The organism is Rhodoblastus sp., from assembly GCF_019449565.1.
Lineage (GTDB): Bacteria > Pseudomonadota > Alphaproteobacteria > Rhizobiales > Beijerinckiaceae > Rhodoblastus.
The window spans coordinates 11,616-29,935 of record NZ_JAGRPM010000061.1 but is presented as its reverse complement, the minus strand read 5'-3'; the positions used below and the strand labels follow the sequence as shown (position 1 = coordinate 29,935).

At 63.7% G+C, this 18,320-nt stretch carries 13 protein-coding genes; 10 read left to right on the top strand and 3 right to left on the bottom strand.

The genetic code is table 11. The features are described from left to right. Window positions 1–128 precede the first annotated feature (128 nt). Entirely contained in the window at window positions 129–1,811 is a 1,683-nt protein-coding gene (locus QZ409_RS14290; protein WP_296712590.1) for a hypothetical protein, read from the bottom strand. A 1,491-nt stretch (window positions 1,812–3,302) separates the two neighbouring features. On the opposite strand from QZ409_RS14290, the gene QZ409_RS14285 reads away from it, so the two are divergent. Next, complete coding sequence (locus tag QZ409_RS14285; RefSeq protein ID WP_296712588.1) at window positions 3,303–4,118, top strand: response regulator transcription factor; 816 nt, start codon at window positions 3,303–3,305, stop codon at window positions 4,116–4,118. A 55-nt stretch (window positions 4,119–4,173) separates the two neighbouring features. On the opposite strand, the gene QZ409_RS14280 is transcribed toward QZ409_RS14285, so the two are convergent. Together QZ409_RS14280 and QZ409_RS14275 are read right to left on the bottom strand one after the other, a co-directional pair. Beyond that, window positions 4,174–5,481 (bottom strand): polysaccharide biosynthesis/export family protein, encoded by a 1,308-nt coding sequence (locus tag QZ409_RS14280; RefSeq protein WP_296712586.1) that lies wholly within the window; start codon window positions 5,479–5,481, stop codon window positions 4,174–4,176. Window positions 5,482–5,492: 11 nt separating this feature from the next. After that, complete coding sequence (locus QZ409_RS14275) at window positions 5,493–6,794, bottom strand: polysaccharide biosynthesis protein (protein WP_296712584.1); 1,302 nt, start codon at window positions 6,792–6,794, stop codon at window positions 5,493–5,495. 334 nt (window positions 6,795–7,128) lie between these two features. On the opposite strand from QZ409_RS14275, the gene QZ409_RS14270 reads away from it, so the two are divergent. The 9 genes from QZ409_RS14270 to QZ409_RS14230 all read left to right on the top strand — a co-directional run bounded on the left by QZ409_RS14270 (window position 7,129) and on the right by QZ409_RS14230 (window position 18,193). Further along, complete coding sequence (locus tag QZ409_RS14270; protein WP_296712583.1) at window positions 7,129–8,271, top strand: DegT/DnrJ/EryC1/StrS family aminotransferase; 1,143 nt, start codon at window positions 7,129–7,131, stop codon at window positions 8,269–8,271. 6 nt (window positions 8,272–8,277) lie between these two features. Then, window positions 8,278–9,018 carry a sugar transferase gene (locus QZ409_RS14265; RefSeq protein WP_296712582.1) on the top strand — a complete coding sequence of 247 codons (741 nt, stop codon included), beginning with the start codon at window positions 8,278–8,280 and terminating at the stop codon, window positions 9,016–9,018. Then, the gene (locus QZ409_RS14260; protein WP_296712580.1) at window positions 9,015–10,370 is read left to right on the top strand and encodes an oligosaccharide flippase family protein; all 1,356 of its coding nucleotides are present in this window, start codon (window positions 9,015–9,017) and stop codon (window positions 10,368–10,370) included. The genes QZ409_RS14265 and QZ409_RS14260 overlap by 4 nt, the downstream gene beginning before the upstream one ends. Before the next feature lie 158 nt (window positions 10,371–10,528). After that, window positions 10,529–11,737, top strand: a complete 1,209-nt coding sequence (locus tag QZ409_RS14255) for a glycosyltransferase family 4 protein (RefSeq protein WP_296712576.1) — start codon at window positions 10,529–10,531, stop codon at window positions 11,735–11,737. Window positions 11,738–11,781: 44 nt separating this feature from the next. Beyond that, complete coding sequence (locus QZ409_RS14250; RefSeq protein WP_296712575.1) at window positions 11,782–13,137, top strand: O-antigen ligase family protein; 1,356 nt, start codon at window positions 11,782–11,784, stop codon at window positions 13,135–13,137. Then, window positions 13,134–14,975 (top strand): Wzz/FepE/Etk N-terminal domain-containing protein, encoded by a 1,842-nt coding sequence (locus tag QZ409_RS14245; protein ID WP_296712572.1) that lies wholly within the window; start codon window positions 13,134–13,136, stop codon window positions 14,973–14,975. Before QZ409_RS14250 ends, QZ409_RS14245 begins: the two co-directional genes overlap by 4 nt. 8 nt (window positions 14,976–14,983) lie before the next feature. Continuing rightward, window positions 14,984–16,492, top strand: a complete 1,509-nt coding sequence (locus tag QZ409_RS14240) for a hypothetical protein (RefSeq protein WP_296712570.1) — start codon at window positions 14,984–14,986, stop codon at window positions 16,490–16,492. Window positions 16,493–16,504: 12 nt separating this feature from the next. Next, the gene (locus tag QZ409_RS14235) at window positions 16,505–17,260 is read left to right on the top strand and encodes a hypothetical protein (RefSeq protein ID WP_296712567.1); all 756 of its coding nucleotides are present in this window, start codon (window positions 16,505–16,507) and stop codon (window positions 17,258–17,260) included. A gap of 81 nt (window positions 17,261–17,341) precedes the next feature. Next, window positions 17,342–18,193: a hypothetical protein gene (locus tag QZ409_RS14230; RefSeq protein WP_296712565.1), complete on the top strand. Its 852-nt coding sequence runs from the start codon at window positions 17,342–17,344 to the stop codon at window positions 18,191–18,193. Window positions 18,194–18,320: the final 127 nt, after the last annotated feature.

Below are 18,320 nucleotides of genomic sequence, written 5' to 3'. Positions count from 1 at the left end.
GATGCGCTTCAGGAGCGCTGAGGCCGGATTGGGCTCAACGACTGGGGACGCGAAACAAACAACGCTGGTTTGTGTCCCCGACCCGTGGACGGCGGCGCCGCCCACGGGATCCGGTAGGACCGGGACTGCTAGTGGTGAGGCCTGGCCAGGAACGAGTCGTTCCCGCCGAACCGCGCCGCGGCGTCGAACTGCATGGCGGCAGCCGGCGTGTCGCTGGTGAATCCGCTAGCGATATATTGGTTCAACAGCGCAACCTTGCCGGTCGTCGCCGATGAGGTCGTCCCCGAGGTGGCGGGCGGCGGGTCGGTTACGACGATGGACTGGCTGGCCGAGGAAGACGCGACCCCGCCGACCGTGTCGCTCGCCGTAATGGTCAGCGTCGCGACGGGATGTCCCGTGCCACGGTAAAAAGACGTGAGCGTCAGGCCGCTGTCGACCTGCGCCTTGGTCAGCGTGATCGAACTTCCGTGGAAGCGATCGCCGAGACCATCCGTGATCGATTCATAACGCGGAAGGCCCTTGATCGTGACCGTGACGTCGGAAGCGGAATCAGGCGCCGTGACGCTGACGCCCAGATCCACCTTGCCTCCGCGGCCCGTAACGTCCAGCGATGTATCCGCGATCGTGACCGTCGGCGCGATGGCCGAGGAAGATGCCGGGGGTGTCGTCGGGGTCGTCGGGGTGGTTGGGGTCGTCGTCGCCGAAGTCGTAGTCGTCAGCGAGAAGGTCACCGCATTGGACACGCCAGTTCCTCCGGAATTGGTGTCCGTCGCGGTCAGCACATTGGCGCCCTGATTGGCCAGCGTGACCTTCGCCGACCAGGTTCCATCCGCCGCGACCGTGGCCGAGCCGATTTTCGTCGTTCCGTCCAATACATTGACCGTCGAGCCGGCGTCGGCGAGATCGACCGTTCCGGTAATGGTCTGGCTCGCCTGCGTGGTCGTCGCGCCGACGCTGGTGATCTTCACCGTTGGCGCGGCCGTGACCGTGGTCGGCGTTGACGGGGCGGTTGGCGTTGACGGGGCGGTCGGTGTGGTCGTGGTCGTGGTCGTGGTCGTCGACGTTGTGCCGGATGACGCATTGTGAGCCGCGAAGACTGCGGCCAGCGAAGGATCGTTGCTCAGCGCCGTATCGTTGAGCTGCACGCCCCAGCTATAGGCGTAGTCGAAAGCCGGATTCGGCACGACCGACGCCCATGTGGCGAGAATTTGCTGCGCCTGCGCGGCGGTCGGCAGGATATAGGTCGGATAGCCGCCGCCGCCGAAGGCCTGATAGACCGGCACGATGGCCGAAAGCGGAATGCCGGCCTTTTCAGCCGCCGCAACGGCGGTGGGGATGATGCTGTAGTCAAGGCTGTTCGGAACATTGGTGTTGACCGGATAAGGATCCAGCCCGAACAGATCGATGCCCGTGTTGGCGGGCGTGTAATAGAACGTCGGACTGGTGTCGGCGCTCAGGTTCTGCTCGGTCATATAGGTGATGGCGCCGGGCAGATTCGCGTGGATATAGGCCGCCTCAGCCTTCAGATTGGCGGCGATCGTCGGGTCGCCATTCGGCTCGTCGACAAGATAGAACCCATAAAGATTGGGATTGCCCTTGCATGCGTCGACCACCGCCTTGAACGCGGCAGTCACGCCATCGGTCATGCCGAGATAGACGAGGCCCTTGACCCCCGCCGGCAACTCATTGAGCTCAGCCGCGGAACTGACATCGGCGAGATTGAAGCCATCAACGGCAGGCGCATAGACGCCATTCACGAGACTTCCGTTCGCTGCATAATGCAGAGTCGTATCGGGACCAGTTATTGTCATTGTAGCTCCTCGAATCGGTACGCCTTTCGACGTACGTGCCCCCCGACGCGCCGAAACTCGTGCTCAACTCCGGCCAAATTGTGACATTCGTAACCTCAACCTGTGTAATTAACAGCCATTTTTGTGGCAAAGGAAATTGTGCGTTGCAATAGTATGGTTAACGGCAAAGTTTAAGTAGCCGAGCTATTTATCATTTTGATGCTATTTGTTATTTTTGGATCACAGCTTGGGCGGATTTTTCAAATTTTGTCTCCAGGGACAGAATCTTGCTGTGAGAATCAGGCGATATGCTGCGGTGCGGTGAGCCGGTCTCGCCACGGCGCGGACGATATGCCGCAGACTGCCCGACGCCCCCGAAATCGGAGTCTCGCGGCCCAACGAACACGTCGCGACCTCTGGCGCGATTCGGTCCGGCGAAGGCCAGTCGAGCGCGCGATCCATCGGGAAAAATTCGTTAACGCGTTGACGCAAGAACGAAAAGCAACTCTCATAGCTAAAGCTTTGCCATAAATTAGCTCCGCTTTGGCCATCCGCCTGCTGAAACGCCCCTGTGAGTAAGTCGAAATGGTTATACGACGCCGATTTACCTTACGTAATTTGAGGTACGTCTTTTGGGTATTCGCGCGTTACATCAGCCTGGCCAAAAGGCTTTTTTGTACTGCGGACACGCACGCTACACGCATAAAATTGGTAATTTATTCAAATTGTTGCAACGAATCGGTTGTGTTTGCGTTATCGCTAATGCGCAAATTAAGACGAAAAGCCAGCCCCAAGTGCCGAAAAAGAATGGCATTTAACAAAAATTTTTTCGTGCTAATGTGCCCTATCGAATTATGACCGTTCGATGACGTAACGGCAGAGCGTTGATAACACTTAAGTAGTCAATGCCTGGTCCAGACGTCGTTACCAAAGCGCCGAGGGGCGATTCAGTCACGGCGCCAAGAGGGGTACTTGCTGCCGGTATTTCTGACTTCATCCTTTACGAAATTGATTAATAACTCGTTAATTTTGCATAGTTAACCAAAGGGGCCCGAAGACATTAAGGGCATTTTAACACAGGCGAAGGTTGACGAATGGGAAGAAGAACAGACCAAGCGGTTTGAAAAAAAGCCGAACCGTTTGTTCCAGCTACAGGTGCGTGAGGGGGCACAATGATCCGGAGCGAGTGAAGTCGCGCGGATTCCTGTAATTCGGCGCCTTATGCGAGCGAAAGAACGGAAAGGCCGACATAGATGCGGTCGCGCCGGCTAGGCCGGTGCGCGCGGGGAAGGTGGTTATCGCCTTCGAAACATCAACGTCGCGCATTTCCAGACGCCGTGTAACGTCATGATAAAACGCGCAATTTTCGATTGCGCGCCTGCCTTCCTCAAATCCCGTTGTTGAACAGACGTCGCGACGCAAAGCGCGATTTTGAAAAGAATGCGCTCAGGTCATCGAGCGCGTGAGTTGGGGAACTTATCCCCGGAAGTAATTGCGTATGGGAGGGACGCGATGTTCAGAAACAATCAAGGAGCAGCCGGCAAAGGCTGGAACAATCAGTTGCCGCCGGCCGAAAGCACGAAGGATCTCATTGGCGAAACGGATTCCGACGATGGTCGGTCTGTCACGTCCAACACAATCATCGTTATCGAGCGCAACGCCTTTTTTCGTAGCTGTCTGCATCGCAGCGTCGCAGATTACTGGGAAGGAAATATCGTTTCCTGCGGAAGCCTCTCCGAATTGACGCAGCCGCATTCCTATGACCGCTCGACGGTTGTGGTGCTGTCCATCGTCTCCATGTCCGACGAAGAGGCCGATTCCGAATTCGCGGCCCTGATCGACCTCGACCCGCCTTTGCGCTGCATGGTTTTGGCCGAGGCTGACAACCTCGACAAGGCGCTCACGGTCCTGAGTCAGGGCGCCAATGGCTATATATCGATGAGTTCAGGTTTCGACATCTTCGTCGAGGCCTTGCGATTTGTCGGCGCCGGCGGAACCTATGTCCCGGTGCAATGCCTCCTCGCCGCGCGGCAAACGCCAGCGGCCGCGCCCGAGGCGACGGCGGCCAGCGGCATCACCAGCCGTGAGCTCGCGGTCATCCAGGCGATCCGCCAGGGCAAACCCAACAAGGTGATCGCCTATGAGCTGAACATGTGCGAGAGCACTGTGAAGGTGCATGTCCGGCATATCATGCGGAAGCTGCAAGCCCGGAACCGTACAGACGTCGCCATCAAGGGCGCCGACTTGGCCCGGGCCGGCGCCTTGGGAAGCGCCCAGCCTGCATCCCTCGCGGGAAGGCGAAGCGGCGGGAGCTCCGCCGAACATTGAATTGGTCCGTCGCCCGGAAGCGGAGCTCAGGCTGCTTCCGGCGACTATTTCAACTTCAATGCGCCTTGACGGCGATTTCGACAACGTCGCCCGGATCCAGTGGATAATCGCCATCGACCGTAAGCCGGGTCGAGGCGTCATTTTCCTTCCGCACCAGCTGAATCTCGACTTTCGAGGCGTCGTCGACGGAGAGCCGCGAGCGCGCGAGCGACAGCAGGTTCAACTTGTCGAGCGCGGCGTCCCGCTTGATCCTCAATATGCTCGCCGTGGCGGCGGCCTCCTGCTGTTCCTTCAGCAATTCGGTCTTGCGGTTATCTTCGAAATGCTGGAGCTGCCGCACCAGATCCGTCGACTGCTTCTTGATCTGCAACAGCCCGTCCGTGACCTGCAACGCGCGAGTCTGCGACAGCAGCAGCGCCCGGCGCGCCTCCAGCACGCGCGGATTGGCGACATTGCCTTTCGCAAGCAAGTCGATCATCCGGCGGAGGTCTTCGGTATCGGCGCGTGCGCCTTCCTCTTCCTCGCGCTGTTGCCGTTCCAGAATCGTCGTGCGCTCGCCGAGTTGGGTGATGGAGCCGCGTAGAAAGTCGCGTTCGCGGCGATAATCAACCAGGCGCGCCTGCATGATATTGTCTTCGCCTTGCCGGATTCGCGTGAGTTCGGCCGAGGACACGGCCGGGCCCTGCAGTTTCAGCGCGGCAAGCGCTTCCTTTCCGTCCAGCTCGGCGGAGACGCGCGCGAGGCGGGCGTCCGCCTTGGCGAGCTCGATGGAGAGCGAGTCCACTTCGCCCCTGACCGCCGCCGCCTCCATCGCCGGATTCTGCGAACGCAGCGCCGCGATATCGACGCCGCCCGCGAGCGCGATCGCCTGGCGCGCGGTCATTTCCGGACGGTAAGTCAATTCTCCCGGCTTGGCCACGTCGCCATTCACATAGATCGGGCGATATTCCACAATGGCCGCGCCGACTTCGTCCGGCTGGATGACGATAAGCAATTCGCGCCCGTCGGGCGCATGCTGGCGATAGATTTTTTGCGCGAGCGCCCGCTGGATGGTCTTGCGCATTTCAGCCGGCGTGAGGCCGGCGACATTGAGCGCGCCGAGCAGCGGCAGCGAGATCGCGCCATCGGTCTGGACTGCGCCGCGCATCCGCAGTTCCGGGAGGCCGGCGACCGAAACCTCGACGACGTCGCCCGCGTGAACGCGATATTGCGGCTGGGGGCCAGATCCCGCCCGGGCGAGGCCTGTCGCAAGAACGCAGCAGGCGAGACCGGCGGGCAGGCAGATCGCGCGCAAGAAGGCTTTTTTGCGCGCCAGGGTTCGGGCCGAGGGCCAGGGGATGATCCGAGACATGATCCGAGACATGACGGCCTCCATTATCGGCGGTCGGCGCCGGCAAGACGGATTTTCCGGGGCAACGGCAATTGCTCAATCGGCGGGCCGACTGGCGCCTTGAGTTGCGTCGGCGCGGGCGCGGACACGATTTCGAGCGGCTGCGTTTGCAGCTGCTTCGGCGGCGTCCACATCTTGGTCTTCCTCTGCCGCTCCACCCGCCGCTTGGCCCCGACATATTCCGGCACGATTTCGACCAGCGCCTGCTTCACGCATTTGGCGTCCCGCGCGGTCGCGGCGGCGAGCAACGAGTCGATCAGGTGCAATTTGGGCTCCGGATCGAAGCGCGGCTTGGCGGAGCGGACGCCCGCGATCGGCGTCGGCAGGAGTTCTTCCCAGTCATAGCTCAGCTCTTCGTGCAGCTTCTCGCCGGGACGGACCCCGACGAACTGGATGTCGATGTCCAGGAAGGGGCGCAGACCGGCGCGCTTGATCATTTCGATCGCCATGTCGACGATGCGGACAGGGCGACCCATGTCGAGCACATAGAGCGAAAAGCCCTGCTGCGGCAGGCTCGACGCCGCCAGCGTCAACCGGACCGCCTGGTCGATGGTCATCAGATAGCGGGTCATTTTCGGATGGGTGACCGTCACGGGGCCGCCCGCCTCGATCTGCTTCTGGAACAAGGGCGCCACCGAGCCCGAAGAGCCGAGAACATTGCCGAAGCGCACGAGGCTGGTGCGAATGCCGGAAAAGCGCTTGGCGCGATCATGGACGTAAACTTCCGCGACGCGCTTGGTCAGGCCCATGCAGGACGAGGGATTGACCGCCTTGTCGGTCGAGATCATCACGAAATCCGCGCCGAAAGCGCAGCAGAGATCGAGAACGATCTTGGTCCCGAGAACATTGGTGCGCGCCGCCTCGATGACATTATGATCTTCGAGCAGCGGCACATGTTTCAGCGCCGCGGCATGGAAGACGATCTCGGGCTTTTCCCGCACGAAGAGGTTGCGCACGGCGTCCTCGTCGCGAATGTCGCAAATGCTGGCGGTCAAGCTGAATGCGGGCCGAAGGCGTTCGATCGTCTGCCCCACCTGATAGAGGTTATATTCGCAGGCTTCGACGAGAACGAGATGGGCCGGGCCGAGCATGGCGATCTGCGCGACCAGTTCCGAGCCGATCGAGCCGCCGGCCCCGGTCACCATCACGCGGCGGCCGGAAATGCTGGAGCTGTAATTCGAAACGTCCTTCTCTCCGGAGAGGGGCGTCAACGCTTTCTGACCGAGCGTTTTGACCACGCTGGACGCATCCGCCAGACGAAGATCGGAAAGACGACGTGAAGACATTGCGCAATCTCCGAGTGCATTCTGGACCGCCCCTGATCTGGCAGTGGGGCGCTTGATCCGTTCGGGGCGGAAACGCATTCCTCCGGTCGGACAGGCGAAGCTGGCTGAACAAAGGGCGCGTTCGCGGTCGAACAGCGAATTCAATGATAGGAGCCGTCGCGCTTTAAAAAATATAGTCGCAAAGGGCTTTCGTTCCGCCCACTTTGCGGATGCTCCGGCGCCCCAAAGGCGTAGTTGCGATACAAAAGGCGGTCGGCGACGCCTGAAAGCGAACTAACGCCCGCACCAGGAAACTCGCAATCTGAATCAGATGAAGCAATTTCGGGGCGCCCGCATGTCCGTACCTTTCTTCCGTCCGTCGATCGGTGAAAACGAGGTCCTGGCGGCCATCGAAGTCCTGCGTTCCGGCTGGCTGACCACAGGCCGGAAATGTCAGGAGTTCGAGCAGAACTTCGCAGAATTCCTCGGCGGCGGCGTCGAGGCCATCGCCGTCAATTCCGCCACCGCCGGCCTGCATCTGGCGGCGGAGGCCTGCGGAATCGGGCCGGGTGACGAAGTCCTTGTCCCGACGCTGACCTTCACCGCTTCCGCGGCGGTGTTCCAGCACCTCGGCGCCGAGCCGGTGCTGGTCGATGTCGATCCTGTCACCCTGACCATCGATCTCGCAGACGCCGCGCGCAGGTTGACGCCGCGCTGCAAGGCCATCGTGCCGGTCCACTTCGGCGGCTGGCCCTGCGATCTCGACGCCATTGGGGCCTTCGCGCGCGAACATGGGTTAAAGGTCATCGAAGACGCCGCGCACGCCTTGCCTGCGCATCGGCATGGCCGGCTGATTGGCGCCTGGGACACCGACGCCTGCGTGTTCAGCTTCTACGCCAACAAGACGATCACCACCGGCGAAGGCGGCATGTTGGTGACGCGCAATCCCGAAATCGCGCGGCGGGCGCGCATCATGCGCACGCATGGACTGGACCGTGACGCCTTCGACCGTTTCAACCGCGTTGGCGCCAGCTGGTCCTATGACATCGTCGCGCCCGGCTTCAAATATAACCTCACCGATCTCGCCGCCGCGATCGGCGTCGAGCAGCTTCGCCGCGTCCATGAATTTCAGCAGGGGCGGCAGGCCATAGCGGAATATTATCTGCAATCGCTGGCGGGCCTGCCGCTCGACCTGCCGCCACCCGCGCCTGGCAATGGCCTGCATTCGTGGCATCTCTTTCCGATCCGCGTCCACGCTGGCGCGCGCCGCAGCCGCGACGAGCTGATCGGCCGTTTGGGCGACGCCGGCATCGGCGTCTCCGTTCATTACCGCCCGCTGCATCAGATGAGTTTCTGGCGCGGGCGGCCGGGCGCAGCCGGTGAATTTCCCCACGCCGATCGCTATTTTGAGGGCGCGCTGACATTGCCGCTGTTTCCGACCATGACCCGGGAAGAGGCCGATCAGGTCATCTCGCTCCTGCATGACGAACTTGGGTGACACGCCATGGACGAAGCTCTCGATTCGGAAGCGGGCGAACGCCCGCCATCGCTTCCACCGCAGCCCCGGCGCAGCCTCGCGCTGAAGCGCCTGTTCGACATCTGCGCCGCTTCCTGCGGCCTAGCCCTGTGCCTGCCGCTATTCGCGGCGATCGCGGCGGCGATCAAATGCGACAGTTCCGGTCCCGTGTTTTTCCGGCAGACCCGCGTCGGACGCCATAGCGCTCCATTCCGCATCATGAAATTCCGGACCATGCGCGCTGACGCCGAAGGCGCCGGGCCCAATTTCACCGCCAATGGAGACCGGCGCATCACGCGGGTCGGCGCTTGGCTGCGCGCCTCCAAATTCGATGAGCTTCCGCAATTGTTCAACGTGCTGGTCGGCGAAATGTCGCTGGTCGGGCCGCGGCCGGAAACGCCGGATCTCATGGCGCATTACACGCCGCAACAGCGCGAGATCCTGCTGTCGGTCAGGCCGGGCGTCACCGATTACGCCTCGATCGTTCTGCGCGACGAGGGCGCGCTGCTGGAGGGCGCGAGCGATCCCGCGCGCTTCTATCGCGAAACGCTGATGCCGATGAAATTCAAGCTCTGCCAGAACTATCTGGACGAGATCGGACTGCGTGCGGACCTGAAGATCATCTTTATGACGCTAGGCGCCCTGACGGCGCGCCACGCGCCGCCGGCGCTGGCCGATGCGAAGGCGCCCGCGCAACCGAGCGATCGATTGGGGCTTCTCATCAAATGAGAGCAAGCGAATTCCATCCGATGCGGCTGATCGCCCGTCGAGATCTCTTCGCACGCTTCGGTCCGCTGGCGCGCAAGGCGGCAGGTCTGTCGGGCATGACCGCCGCAGGCCAGCTGACTTTCGTCCTGGCGCTGCCGCTGCTGTCGCGCCAATTCACGCCCGCCGATTTCGGCCTGTTCACGATTTATCTGTCCATCGTCAATATCTGCGGACCCATTGCAGGGCTCAAGTTCGATTCGGCGCTTTACGGCGCTGCGTCGCGAGAACACGCGCGCCCGATCCTGGCTTTGGCGATGGTCACGATTCTGGTCCTGTCGCTCTGCGCCGCCGCCGCGCTGAACCAGTTCGGCGCGCGATTGCCGGGCGCGTTGGCGCCGGCTTCCGCGACCCTTGGCCTACTGACGCCGCTGGGCGTGCTGTTGGCGGGCCTATGGGCGGCGACCTCCGCCTGGGCGGTGCGGTGCAACGCCATGAAAACGCTGGCGCTCGCGCGTTTCATGCAGCCCACGACGATGACAGCGCTGCAACTGGCGGCTGGCCTTGCGGGCGGTTCCGCCGTTTCGCTCATTGTCGCCCATCTGATCAGCCATGTTCTCTATTCCAGCTTCATCCTCCTGCGGACCTTGCGCGCTTCCGAGGTCAGGGAAGTCTTCTGCCCGCCGCTGTCGCAACTCAGGCGCAAGGCCGAGGAAAACCGGCGCTTTCCGCTTTATGTGATGCCGGCCCATGTCGCGTCGCAGATGGTCTCCAATGCGCCGCCGATCCTGCTCGGCTCGCTGTTTGGCGCGGAGATCGCCGGTCTGGTCGGCATGGCCTACCGGCTGGTTCTGGCGCCGGTCGCGGTCATCTCGCTGTCGCTCGGCCACATATTCACCTCCGAAGTCTGCGGCGGCGCCGGAACGCGCGCCGTCAAGGCCCTCGCGCGCAAGATCCTTCTGGTCAGCGTGGTTTTCGTCTGCCTTCCGATCCTGGCCTTCGGCGCGCTGGCGCCATCCTTCGCCGGCCTATTGCTCGGCGCCAAATGGGCGGCGACCGGTCAGATCTGCTTCGCCTTTTCCATCTTCGCCGCGGCGCAGGCGCTCGCCGCGCCTTTCGTCGAGATCACCTCGATCTATCGATTCCAGATCATGCGCTTCACGGCCGAACTGAGCACCTGCGCGCTGGTCTTCGGCGCGATTTTCTTCGGCGCCCGAATGGACATTGGCGCGCTGGCGACGATCTGGCTGATGTCGGCGGCGGGCGCGGCTGGCACGCTGGCCGGACTGGCTTTTGTCTGGGCGGGATTCAAGTCGCGGCTGGCGAAGCGCGAGGCCGAAGCCCTGGATGGCGTCGCGCCGGCGGCTACCTCTTAAGGCGTAGCGGCGGCCTCCTTTGGCGATAGCTGGGCCGTTTCGTCTCCGCCCATTTGGCGCCGCGCAAGCCAAGGGGAAGATTGACCCCACGCCGCTTCGGACCGAGCATTTTTTCGAGCAATGGCGCATTGCGCCACAGAAAAGAGAAGGGAAGCCCCGTGCCTGCGCATCTGCTTTTCATCGGCGGCGAAGATCATTTCATGCGGCTTCCCTTCATGCTCGCACTGAAGGCGAAAGGCTATCGCGTAACGGCGGCGGCCAGCGGCGACCCCAAGCCCTTCGCGGAAGCGGGCGTGCCGTTCAGGTCGATCCATTTTGGCCGCTTCGTCTCGCCGCTGCGCGATCTCGGAAGCATGCGGGAATTGTCGCAGCTCCTGACCAGTGTGGACGCGGATGTGGCGCATTGCTTCGACAGCAAGCTCAGCGTGATGGTCGCGCTGGCCGCGCCGCGCGACCTGCGCACCAATCTCGTGCGGACCATCAACGGACGCGGCTGGATCTATTCGTCGCGTTCCGCGAGCGCCCTGGCGCTGCGCTGCCTCTATCACCCGTTGCAGCGGCGGGCGGCGAAAGCGGCCAGCGCGACCGTGTTCGAGCATAATGGCGATTTCAAATTCTTCGCCGACAATCATCTGCTGGGCGACAGCGAGCCGGAAATCATCCCCGGCGCCGGCATCGACGTCGAAGGGTTCGAGCGCGCCCGGGCCGCGGGCCCCTCGCGCGAGGCTTTGCGCAAGGAGCTGGGGCTGGGCGACTCGCCGGTCGTCATCACGGCGACCCGCGTGACGCGCCAGAAGGGAATTCCCGCGCTGCTTCAGGCGGCGGAGCTGGTTCACGCCACTCATCCGGACGTCAAATTCCTGATCGTCGGCCCGCGCGAGGGCGAAGGCCCCTTCGCCATGCGCGCCGAGGAATTCGAGCGCCACGCCGGCTATGTCGTCGCCCCGGGCTCGCGCAGCGACGTGCCCTCGCTGCTGGCAATGGCCGATATTTTCGCCTTCCCGACCGAATATGCCGAAGGCGTGCCCCGCGCCGTGATGGAGGCGGCGCTGGCCGGCCTGCCGATCGTCGCGTCGGATATCCCCGGATGCCGGGAAGTGATCGAGGACAAATGGAGCGGCCTGGTGACGCCATTGCGCAATCCGCGCGCGCTGGCCGACCGCGTGATCGCATTGCTTGACGACCGCGAGGCGGCCTCCGCAATGGGCGCGCGCGGCCCGGCGCTCATCCGGCGGACCTTCAGTCTCGACAATGTCGTGGACCGCCACGCCGCGCTTTACGAGCGCCTGTTGACGAGGGCGCGTCTGCGGCGCGCGCTCGCCGAGCCGCCCGCCACGGGGCCGACATTCGGCCAGGCCGCCGAATAGAGCGCCAAGCCTGGCCTCGCCGACGACAGGGAAAGTTCAACCTCATGCCCGTCTCACGCTTCGATCGGATTTTGGACTGGACGCTCGCGCTCGGCATGCTGCTGGCGATGACGACGCAGTTCCGGTCGGAAACGTCCTTTGCCGGGCCGGGCGAAATCCTGCTGGCGTCCTGGATCGCCGGAATGTTCGCGTGCAAGTTCATCCGGTCGGAATGGATCGTGACCCGGGCCAGCATGGAGATCTCGGCTTTCTGGGCGATGTTCGCATTCGCTCTCTGCCTCGGGATGATCCGAACCATCGCATCGGGCGTTCATTTCGACGCCTCGCTCGGGTTGCACGACATCGTCGCGGATGGCCTGGTGGCTGTGATCTGCCTGATGCTGACGCTCGGCCCCGCCGCCGCGCAACGCGTGAGGCGCATAGAATGGGCGATCGTGATTTCGGGCACGGTCCTGCTGGTCTTACAGCTCGCCAACGCCGCCGGCCTGTTCGTTTTTACGGAGATCGACCCCTGGTACTGGGACCGCATGCGCGGCTGGACCTCGAACCCCAATCAGTTCGCGCTGCTTTGCCTGCTGATGGCGTTTTTCTCGCTTCACCTCGCCGATGTCGAATCCGGCTCGCGCCGCGCGTTTGCGATCTTCTGCTGCGTCCTGGCAGTGGTCGGCGGCTGGCAGGCCAAGAGCAACGCCTATGTCATTGTCGTCGTCGCGGGCCTGGGCTTTTTCCTGACGGCCAAGGCGTCGCGCTGGCTGCTGCGGCTTGAGCGGCAGCAAATTCCGGCGCTTTCCTTCAGCGCCGCGGCCGGCGCGCTGGTCGTCTATGTCGCGCTGGTCACGCTGCCGGTGATCAGTGAAGGAGGCAATCTTCTGCCCGACGCCAGCGGCCTCGCGCGCGACAGCCGGAACGAACTGGAAGATTCCTCGGTCCGCTTCGAGCTCTGGAAACAGGCTCTGCAACGCGGCGCCGATTCATGGCTGCTCGGCCTCGGGCCGGGGCCGCATCTCGAAATCCCCAATATCGTGCTGGCTGGCCGGCGCTCGGGCAATGAGCCCATGAATATGCAGCATCCCACGGCGGGGCTGGCCCCCAATTTCGAAGCGCATAACACGCTGCTCGAACTCTTCGTGCAAGGCGGCCTGCTCGCGGTATGCGCCTATCTCTGTATCGTCGGCCTGGGTCTTTGGCGCGCCTGGCGCGCCGGAGCCGACGGAATAGTGGCGGCCTTGCTCGCCATCAACGCTTTCGGCAGTTTCCATGTCGTTTTTCGGCATCCCTTTGTCTGGTTTCTGGTTTGCGGCGCTCTCGTCAGCGCGCGGTCGTCGCAACCTGAAAACGTCCTTCGCCGGGCGGCCAGACCTTATTTGACGTCTGGCCTGCGCGCGAGGATGGAAGCATGACAAGGCGACTCAAGATATCGTCGGGGATGAACAGGATTGCAGCCGTCCCGACACAGAGGGCTTTCGAGACCGAGCGTGACGACGGGTTTCCGTCGGGCGAAAGCTCGCGCGTCGATTTCGCTGGCATGATCCAGACCCTGATCGAGCGCAGGAAGCTGGTGCTGATCTGCATCGGCGTCGGCGCGGCGCTCGCCATCTTCTCCGCTCTGATCCTGATGCCGCGCTACACCGCCAAGGCGCTGCTGATCTACAACGACAGCGAAACCGCCGACAGCGCGCGTCGCGCCGATGACAGCGCCATCGACACCCATATCGCCATGCTGACCTCGCGGGCGCATCTCGACCGCGCGCTGGCGGAAATGAACAATGACGAATTGCTCAGCGGCCGCTTCAAGAGCGCATTGGACGTCGAGCGTCACCTCAAGGTGATGCAGGAATTGCGCTCGCATCTGATCTCGGTCAATTTCACCGCCAGATCGCCTGAGGTGGCGGCGCGCGTGGCCAATGAAATCGCCGAGGCCTATGTCGATGAAAGCCTCTCGCCCGACGCCTCGGCGGAAGCGTCGGCGCGCCAAATGCGCCGGATCGACGAGCTTGAAGGCAAATACCGGCAGGCCCTGACCGAACGCAAGGAATTGGATGGACACCCGGACGCCGACGCCGCCGCCCTGAGCAAGGCGGACGCCCGCGTCGCGGACCTTCAGCAGGAGCTTGACGCGGAAAGGCTGAACCAGACGCTGGCGCAGCGTCAGGCCGCCAATCGCCGGCAAGTTTTGGCGTTGTCGCCGCCCATCAAGGTTTACGCCCTGGCCCGCCCGCCGGAGCAGCCCAGCTCCGCGCGTCCGATCCTCATCATCGTTCCGGCGATCATCGCCTCCGCCCTGTTTGGCGTCGCGCTGGCGCTGCTGCTTGGACGGCTCGACCGTCACATTCGCAACGCGGGCGACCTGCGCCGGACCTTCCCCTTTCCGGTCGCCGGATCGGCGCCGCCGAAGCTGTATCAGCCGGGCCAAATGAAATCGTCGCAAAGGAACGCGGCCAATTACGACGCGGCGATCGAAGAAATGGCTGTCAATATCTTCATGGCGCCCGGCGCGAGGACCAAACAAACAGTGGTGGTCGCCCCGGCCGGCGGTTCGCAGCAAAACGATCTCGCCTTCGACCTGGCGCTGGCGGCGTCGCGCATGAAGAGCGTGCTGCTCGCGGTGGCCGACCATGACTCGATGGCCGCGCAATATGCCGAGGCCGCCGATGCGGCGCGGCGCGGCGGCGCACAGATCCATTGCTGCCTGCTGGCCGCCGATCGCGCGGATCTGCTTGCGCAGGCGGCTTCGGGCGCGCTGGCCCGGACGCTTCAAGACATGCGCCGCTGTTATGACTGGATCGTGCTGGCGGCTCCCTCGACCTCGGCGTCGCCGGCGGCGCGGGTGATGGTCAGGCTGGCGGACTCTGTCGTTCTCAATGTCGCGGCGGGCGCGACGGAATACCGGGACGTCGCGACGTCGCTACGGGAAGTCTCGGCCTCGGGGGAAGCGTCGAGGGCTGGCCGTCCGCGCCGCAAGGTTTTTTTTGCACTGACGGATGCGGAAGCGCCATCCGTTCTCGGCCCCATAAACTGGGAAGCTCAGTTTACGCGGCTTACCGCGCTTCGCACGGAATCGTTCCGCGTCCTGCAGCCGTTGCGCAAGGCGGTCGCCCGGCGCTTGCCGGACGGCCAGGAGTGGATTGTCTCGCTGACGAGGCCGGCGCCGGACCAGGCGCTGGAGGCCAGGCCGGAGGACAAGGACGAGCCCAACGCCGCGGATCGGCGCATGATGATCGGGGGGGCGGCGGAATGAACGTTTCCATGGCTATCCCCGACTATGGGGTCGAGAATGATCGGCCCGCGCCCCCGCCCCTTTATGAGCGCCTGTTCGAGGCTTTCGAGCGCGCCGATCTCGCCTGGTGCAGCTGGAAAAGCCCGAGCCGCCTGCCCGACGCCTATGCCGGCCGCTCGGACCTCGATCTGCTGATCGCGCGGACCGATCGCCAGCAGGCGCTGCAGATTCTCGTCGATTGCGGCTTCAAGCCGGCGCCCGACGGGCCTGGCCGGGACGATCCGGCGATGTCGAGCTTTCTGGGCTTCGATCCGGTCAGCGGGGCCTTGCTCCACGCCCATGTCCATTTCCGGCTGATCCTCGGTCCCTCCCTGTTCAAGAACGCCCGCCTGCCGTGCGAAACGGCGTTTCTGGAGCGCAGCCGGCTCCTGCCCGGCCGGAATCCGCGCGTGCTGGCCCCCGAAGACGCGGCGCTGCTGCTATTCGTGCGCCGTCAGCTTGAATTCAGCCGCTTCGATCCGGTCCAGATTGCGCGCCGCGAGCAGATCGACCAGAAATTCCGCGCGGATTTCGCCGAGCTTGCGCCAGCGATCGACAGCGTCGGCTTGCGCAGCGCGGCCGAGGAAGTTTTCGACAGCGATCTCGCCGGGCGTGTCGTCCGCGCGATCATTGACGATCCGATGGGCGCGCCCGCCAGCTTACGCCGGGAAGTCGCCGGCGCCTTGTCGCTGCCGCGCCGTTGTGGCGGCGTCGAGGCGGCGCTGGTCGGCGCGGCGCGGACGGCGGCTTTTCTATTCGGGGCCTTCAACCGGCGCCATCTGCGAACGCCCCGCATCTGGGGGCGGCGCGCGCCGGGTGGCGGCCTCGTGATCGCCTTCGTGGGCGTAGACGGCTCCGGCAAGAGCACGGCGGCGACAACGATCCGCAATTGGCTCGGACCCGAAATCGATGTCGTCAGGGTCTATTTCGGCACCGGCGACGGGGCGCCTTCCCTGGTCCTGGCGCCGTTCAAGGCCCTTGCCGGATTGATCGCCCGCTTCATCAAGACGAAGCCGAAAGGCGCGTCGCATGGCAATATTTCCGATCGGCCTCCGGGCCCGGTCTATTCCGCGCTGTTCGCGGTCTGGGCAATGGCCGTGGCGCTCGACAAACGGCACAAGCTGATCACGATCCAGCGCGCGGCGCGGCGCGGCTTCATTGTCGTCACCGACCGCTATCCTCAAAACGAAATCGAAAATTTCAACGACGGTCCGCTGCTCTATCGGCTGCCCGCCGCGCCCGACTGGCTGCGGCGTTTCGAACAAGCGATCTATATGCGCGCGCATCGCGCGCCGCCCGATCTGGTCGTCAAGCTCCAGGTCGGTCCTGAAACCGTCCAGAAGCGAGAGCCGGACATGAACCCGGCGCTGATCGTGGAGCGCCTGGCCAGTTTGGAACGGCTGCAATTTCCGGGCGCGCAAATCATTCGCATCGACGCCCGGGCGCCGTTGGAAGATGTAACCGGCAAGGTCAAACAGGCCGTGTGGAATGTGTTGTGAGTGGAGGCGGCGTTGATCCTCGAATTTTTTGGCCCGCCGGGGTCCGGCAAGACAACCTTTGCGATCGGCCTCGCAAATCATCTGCGGGCGTCCGGCTATCCGGTCGTACTCAGGCTCAGCGCGCGGCCCGGCGAGAACTCCCCCGCCGGCGCGCCTCCGCCGCAGCCCTTTTCCGACGCCTTTCGCCGGCTGGTGGTTCCAGCCTGTGAATTGATGTTCAATGTGGCGAAGAAGCCGAACGCCGGCGGCTCCGGGCGCGTGGCCAGCGAACTGACGCAGGCCTTGCCGCAGGGAGAAATCTTTCGCGCGCTGCGCATGCGGCAATATCTGGCGCGGCTGTCCAACGCCTGGGCCCAGGCGGCCCGGAATCGAAAAATCTGGATTTTCGATCAGGCCTATATCCAGGCCATCGCGTCGATCGCCGAAGTCCAGCCCGGCATTGACGACGCGACGATCGGCGGGCTGCTCGACGTCGTTCCGCAGTCCGATCTGGCCATTCGCGTCGAAGCGCCGGTCAAGGATATCGAAACACGGATCAGCCGGCGCATGGAGCTGGCCGGCCGCGTGGGCCGATTGTTCGAGGAAAGGCGCTCCGACGCGCCGGAACAGGCGGCGCTCGCGCAACGGATCGACCGACTGCTCAGCCGGCGCGGACGGCAGGTTCTGGCTCTCAGTTCGGGGGATGGCGAATTGCTCGATGACCATGTCCGCAAGGCGGAGCGCGCCATTGTCGCGCAATTCAGCGAAGTCGCCGTCGGAACGGGATGACCTCCGTCCGTTCCGCCGTGGCGAACGACGCGGAACGCTTATTTCGTGCGCGAAATTCCGCGTCCGCATCAGGAGACCGCAATGGAGTCGCGCGAGCGAAAATTATGGCTCGGCGCAATCGCGCTGATCGCCGTGATGGCGTGTGGCGCAAGAAACTGTGTCGCCGGCGACGCCGCGAATGCGCCGCGCCATTTCGCCGTGAATGGCAATTTTGATCCGGGGGGCCGCTTTGTCCCGGGCGATTACGGCTTCAATCTGGCGGATGTATCGAGCGCCGAGTCTTTGGACTCCTTGCCCCGCGATGTGAAGGGGCTGATGTGGATCGGCACGTGCGAAGGCGCAGACGCGCGCTTTCGCGGGCTGGTCGAGTCCGTGATCGATCATCCGAAATTATTCGGCTTTTACCTGATGGACGATCCCGATCCGTCGGGGCGCTGGCGGCGGCCTTGCAAGGCCGAGGGCCTGCGCGCCGAATCCGACTGGATCCATGCGCGCCGCGCGGGAATCGCGACCTTCGTCGCCTTGATGAATATTGGGACCTCCGCCGCGCCGGCTTTCGACGCGTCGCTCGGTCCTGACAACAGCCATGTCGACCTGTTCGGAATCGCGCCTTATCCTTGCCGGCGGGACTGGCGGGAATGCGATTTCGCCATGATCGATCGCTTCGTGGAGGCGGGTCGGCGGATCGGAATATCCGACGCGGCGGTCGTTCCCATCTACCAGACGTTCGGCGGCGGCGAATGGCGATCCGAAGGCGGCGGCTACCGCCTGCCTGACCCCGAGGAGCTGCGCCGTATTCTGGACCTGTGGCGCGAAAGGATCCCTCATCCCGTCTTCGATTACGCCTATTCCTGGGGAACGCAGAAATCGGACAAGGCGCTGGCGACTTCCCCGCCTTTGCTGGATGTGCTCAAGCGCCATAACGGCGAATGAGGCGCGCGGCGTAGCGGCCCGGAGGCTGCGCGCGGAGCCTCGTGGGGCGTTTCGCAGCCCAAAGGCGTAATGCGGCCTACCCCTTCCGCAGGATTTTTCCCCGAATAAGTCTTATTCGGCCGCCCGA

Coding starts and splice junctions, on each gene's coding strand:
- QZ409_RS14285 (WP_296712588.1), top strand. CDS start 3,303: ATGTTCAGAAACAATCAAGGAGCAGCCGGCAAAGGCTGGAACAATCAG.
- QZ409_RS14260 (WP_296712580.1), top strand. CDS start 9,015: ATGAGAGCAAGCGAATTCCATCCGATGCGGCTGATCGCCCGTCGAGAT.
- QZ409_RS14230 (WP_296712565.1), top strand. CDS start 17,342: ATGGAGTCGCGCGAGCGAAAATTATGGCTCGGCGCAATCGCGCTGATC.
- QZ409_RS14240 (WP_296712570.1), top strand. CDS start 14,984: ATGGCTATCCCCGACTATGGGGTCGAGAATGATCGGCCCGCGCCCCCG.
- QZ409_RS14280 (WP_296712586.1), bottom strand. CDS start 5,481: ATGTCTCGGATCATGTCTCGGATCATCCCCTGGCCCTCGGCCCGAACC.
- QZ409_RS14250 (WP_296712575.1), top strand. CDS start 11,782: ATGCCCGTCTCACGCTTCGATCGGATTTTGGACTGGACGCTCGCGCTC.
- QZ409_RS14245 (WP_296712572.1), top strand. CDS start 13,134: ATGACAAGGCGACTCAAGATATCGTCGGGGATGAACAGGATTGCAGCC.
- QZ409_RS14290 (WP_296712590.1), bottom strand. CDS start 1,811: ATGACAATAACTGGTCCCGATACGACTCTGCATTATGCAGCGAACGGA.
- QZ409_RS14275 (WP_296712584.1), bottom strand. CDS start 6,794: ATGTCTTCACGTCGTCTTTCCGATCTTCGTCTGGCGGATGCGTCCAGC.
- QZ409_RS14265 (WP_296712582.1), top strand. CDS start 8,278: ATGGACGAAGCTCTCGATTCGGAAGCGGGCGAACGCCCGCCATCGCTT.
- QZ409_RS14270 (WP_296712583.1), top strand. CDS start 7,129: ATGTCCGTACCTTTCTTCCGTCCGTCGATCGGTGAAAACGAGGTCCTG.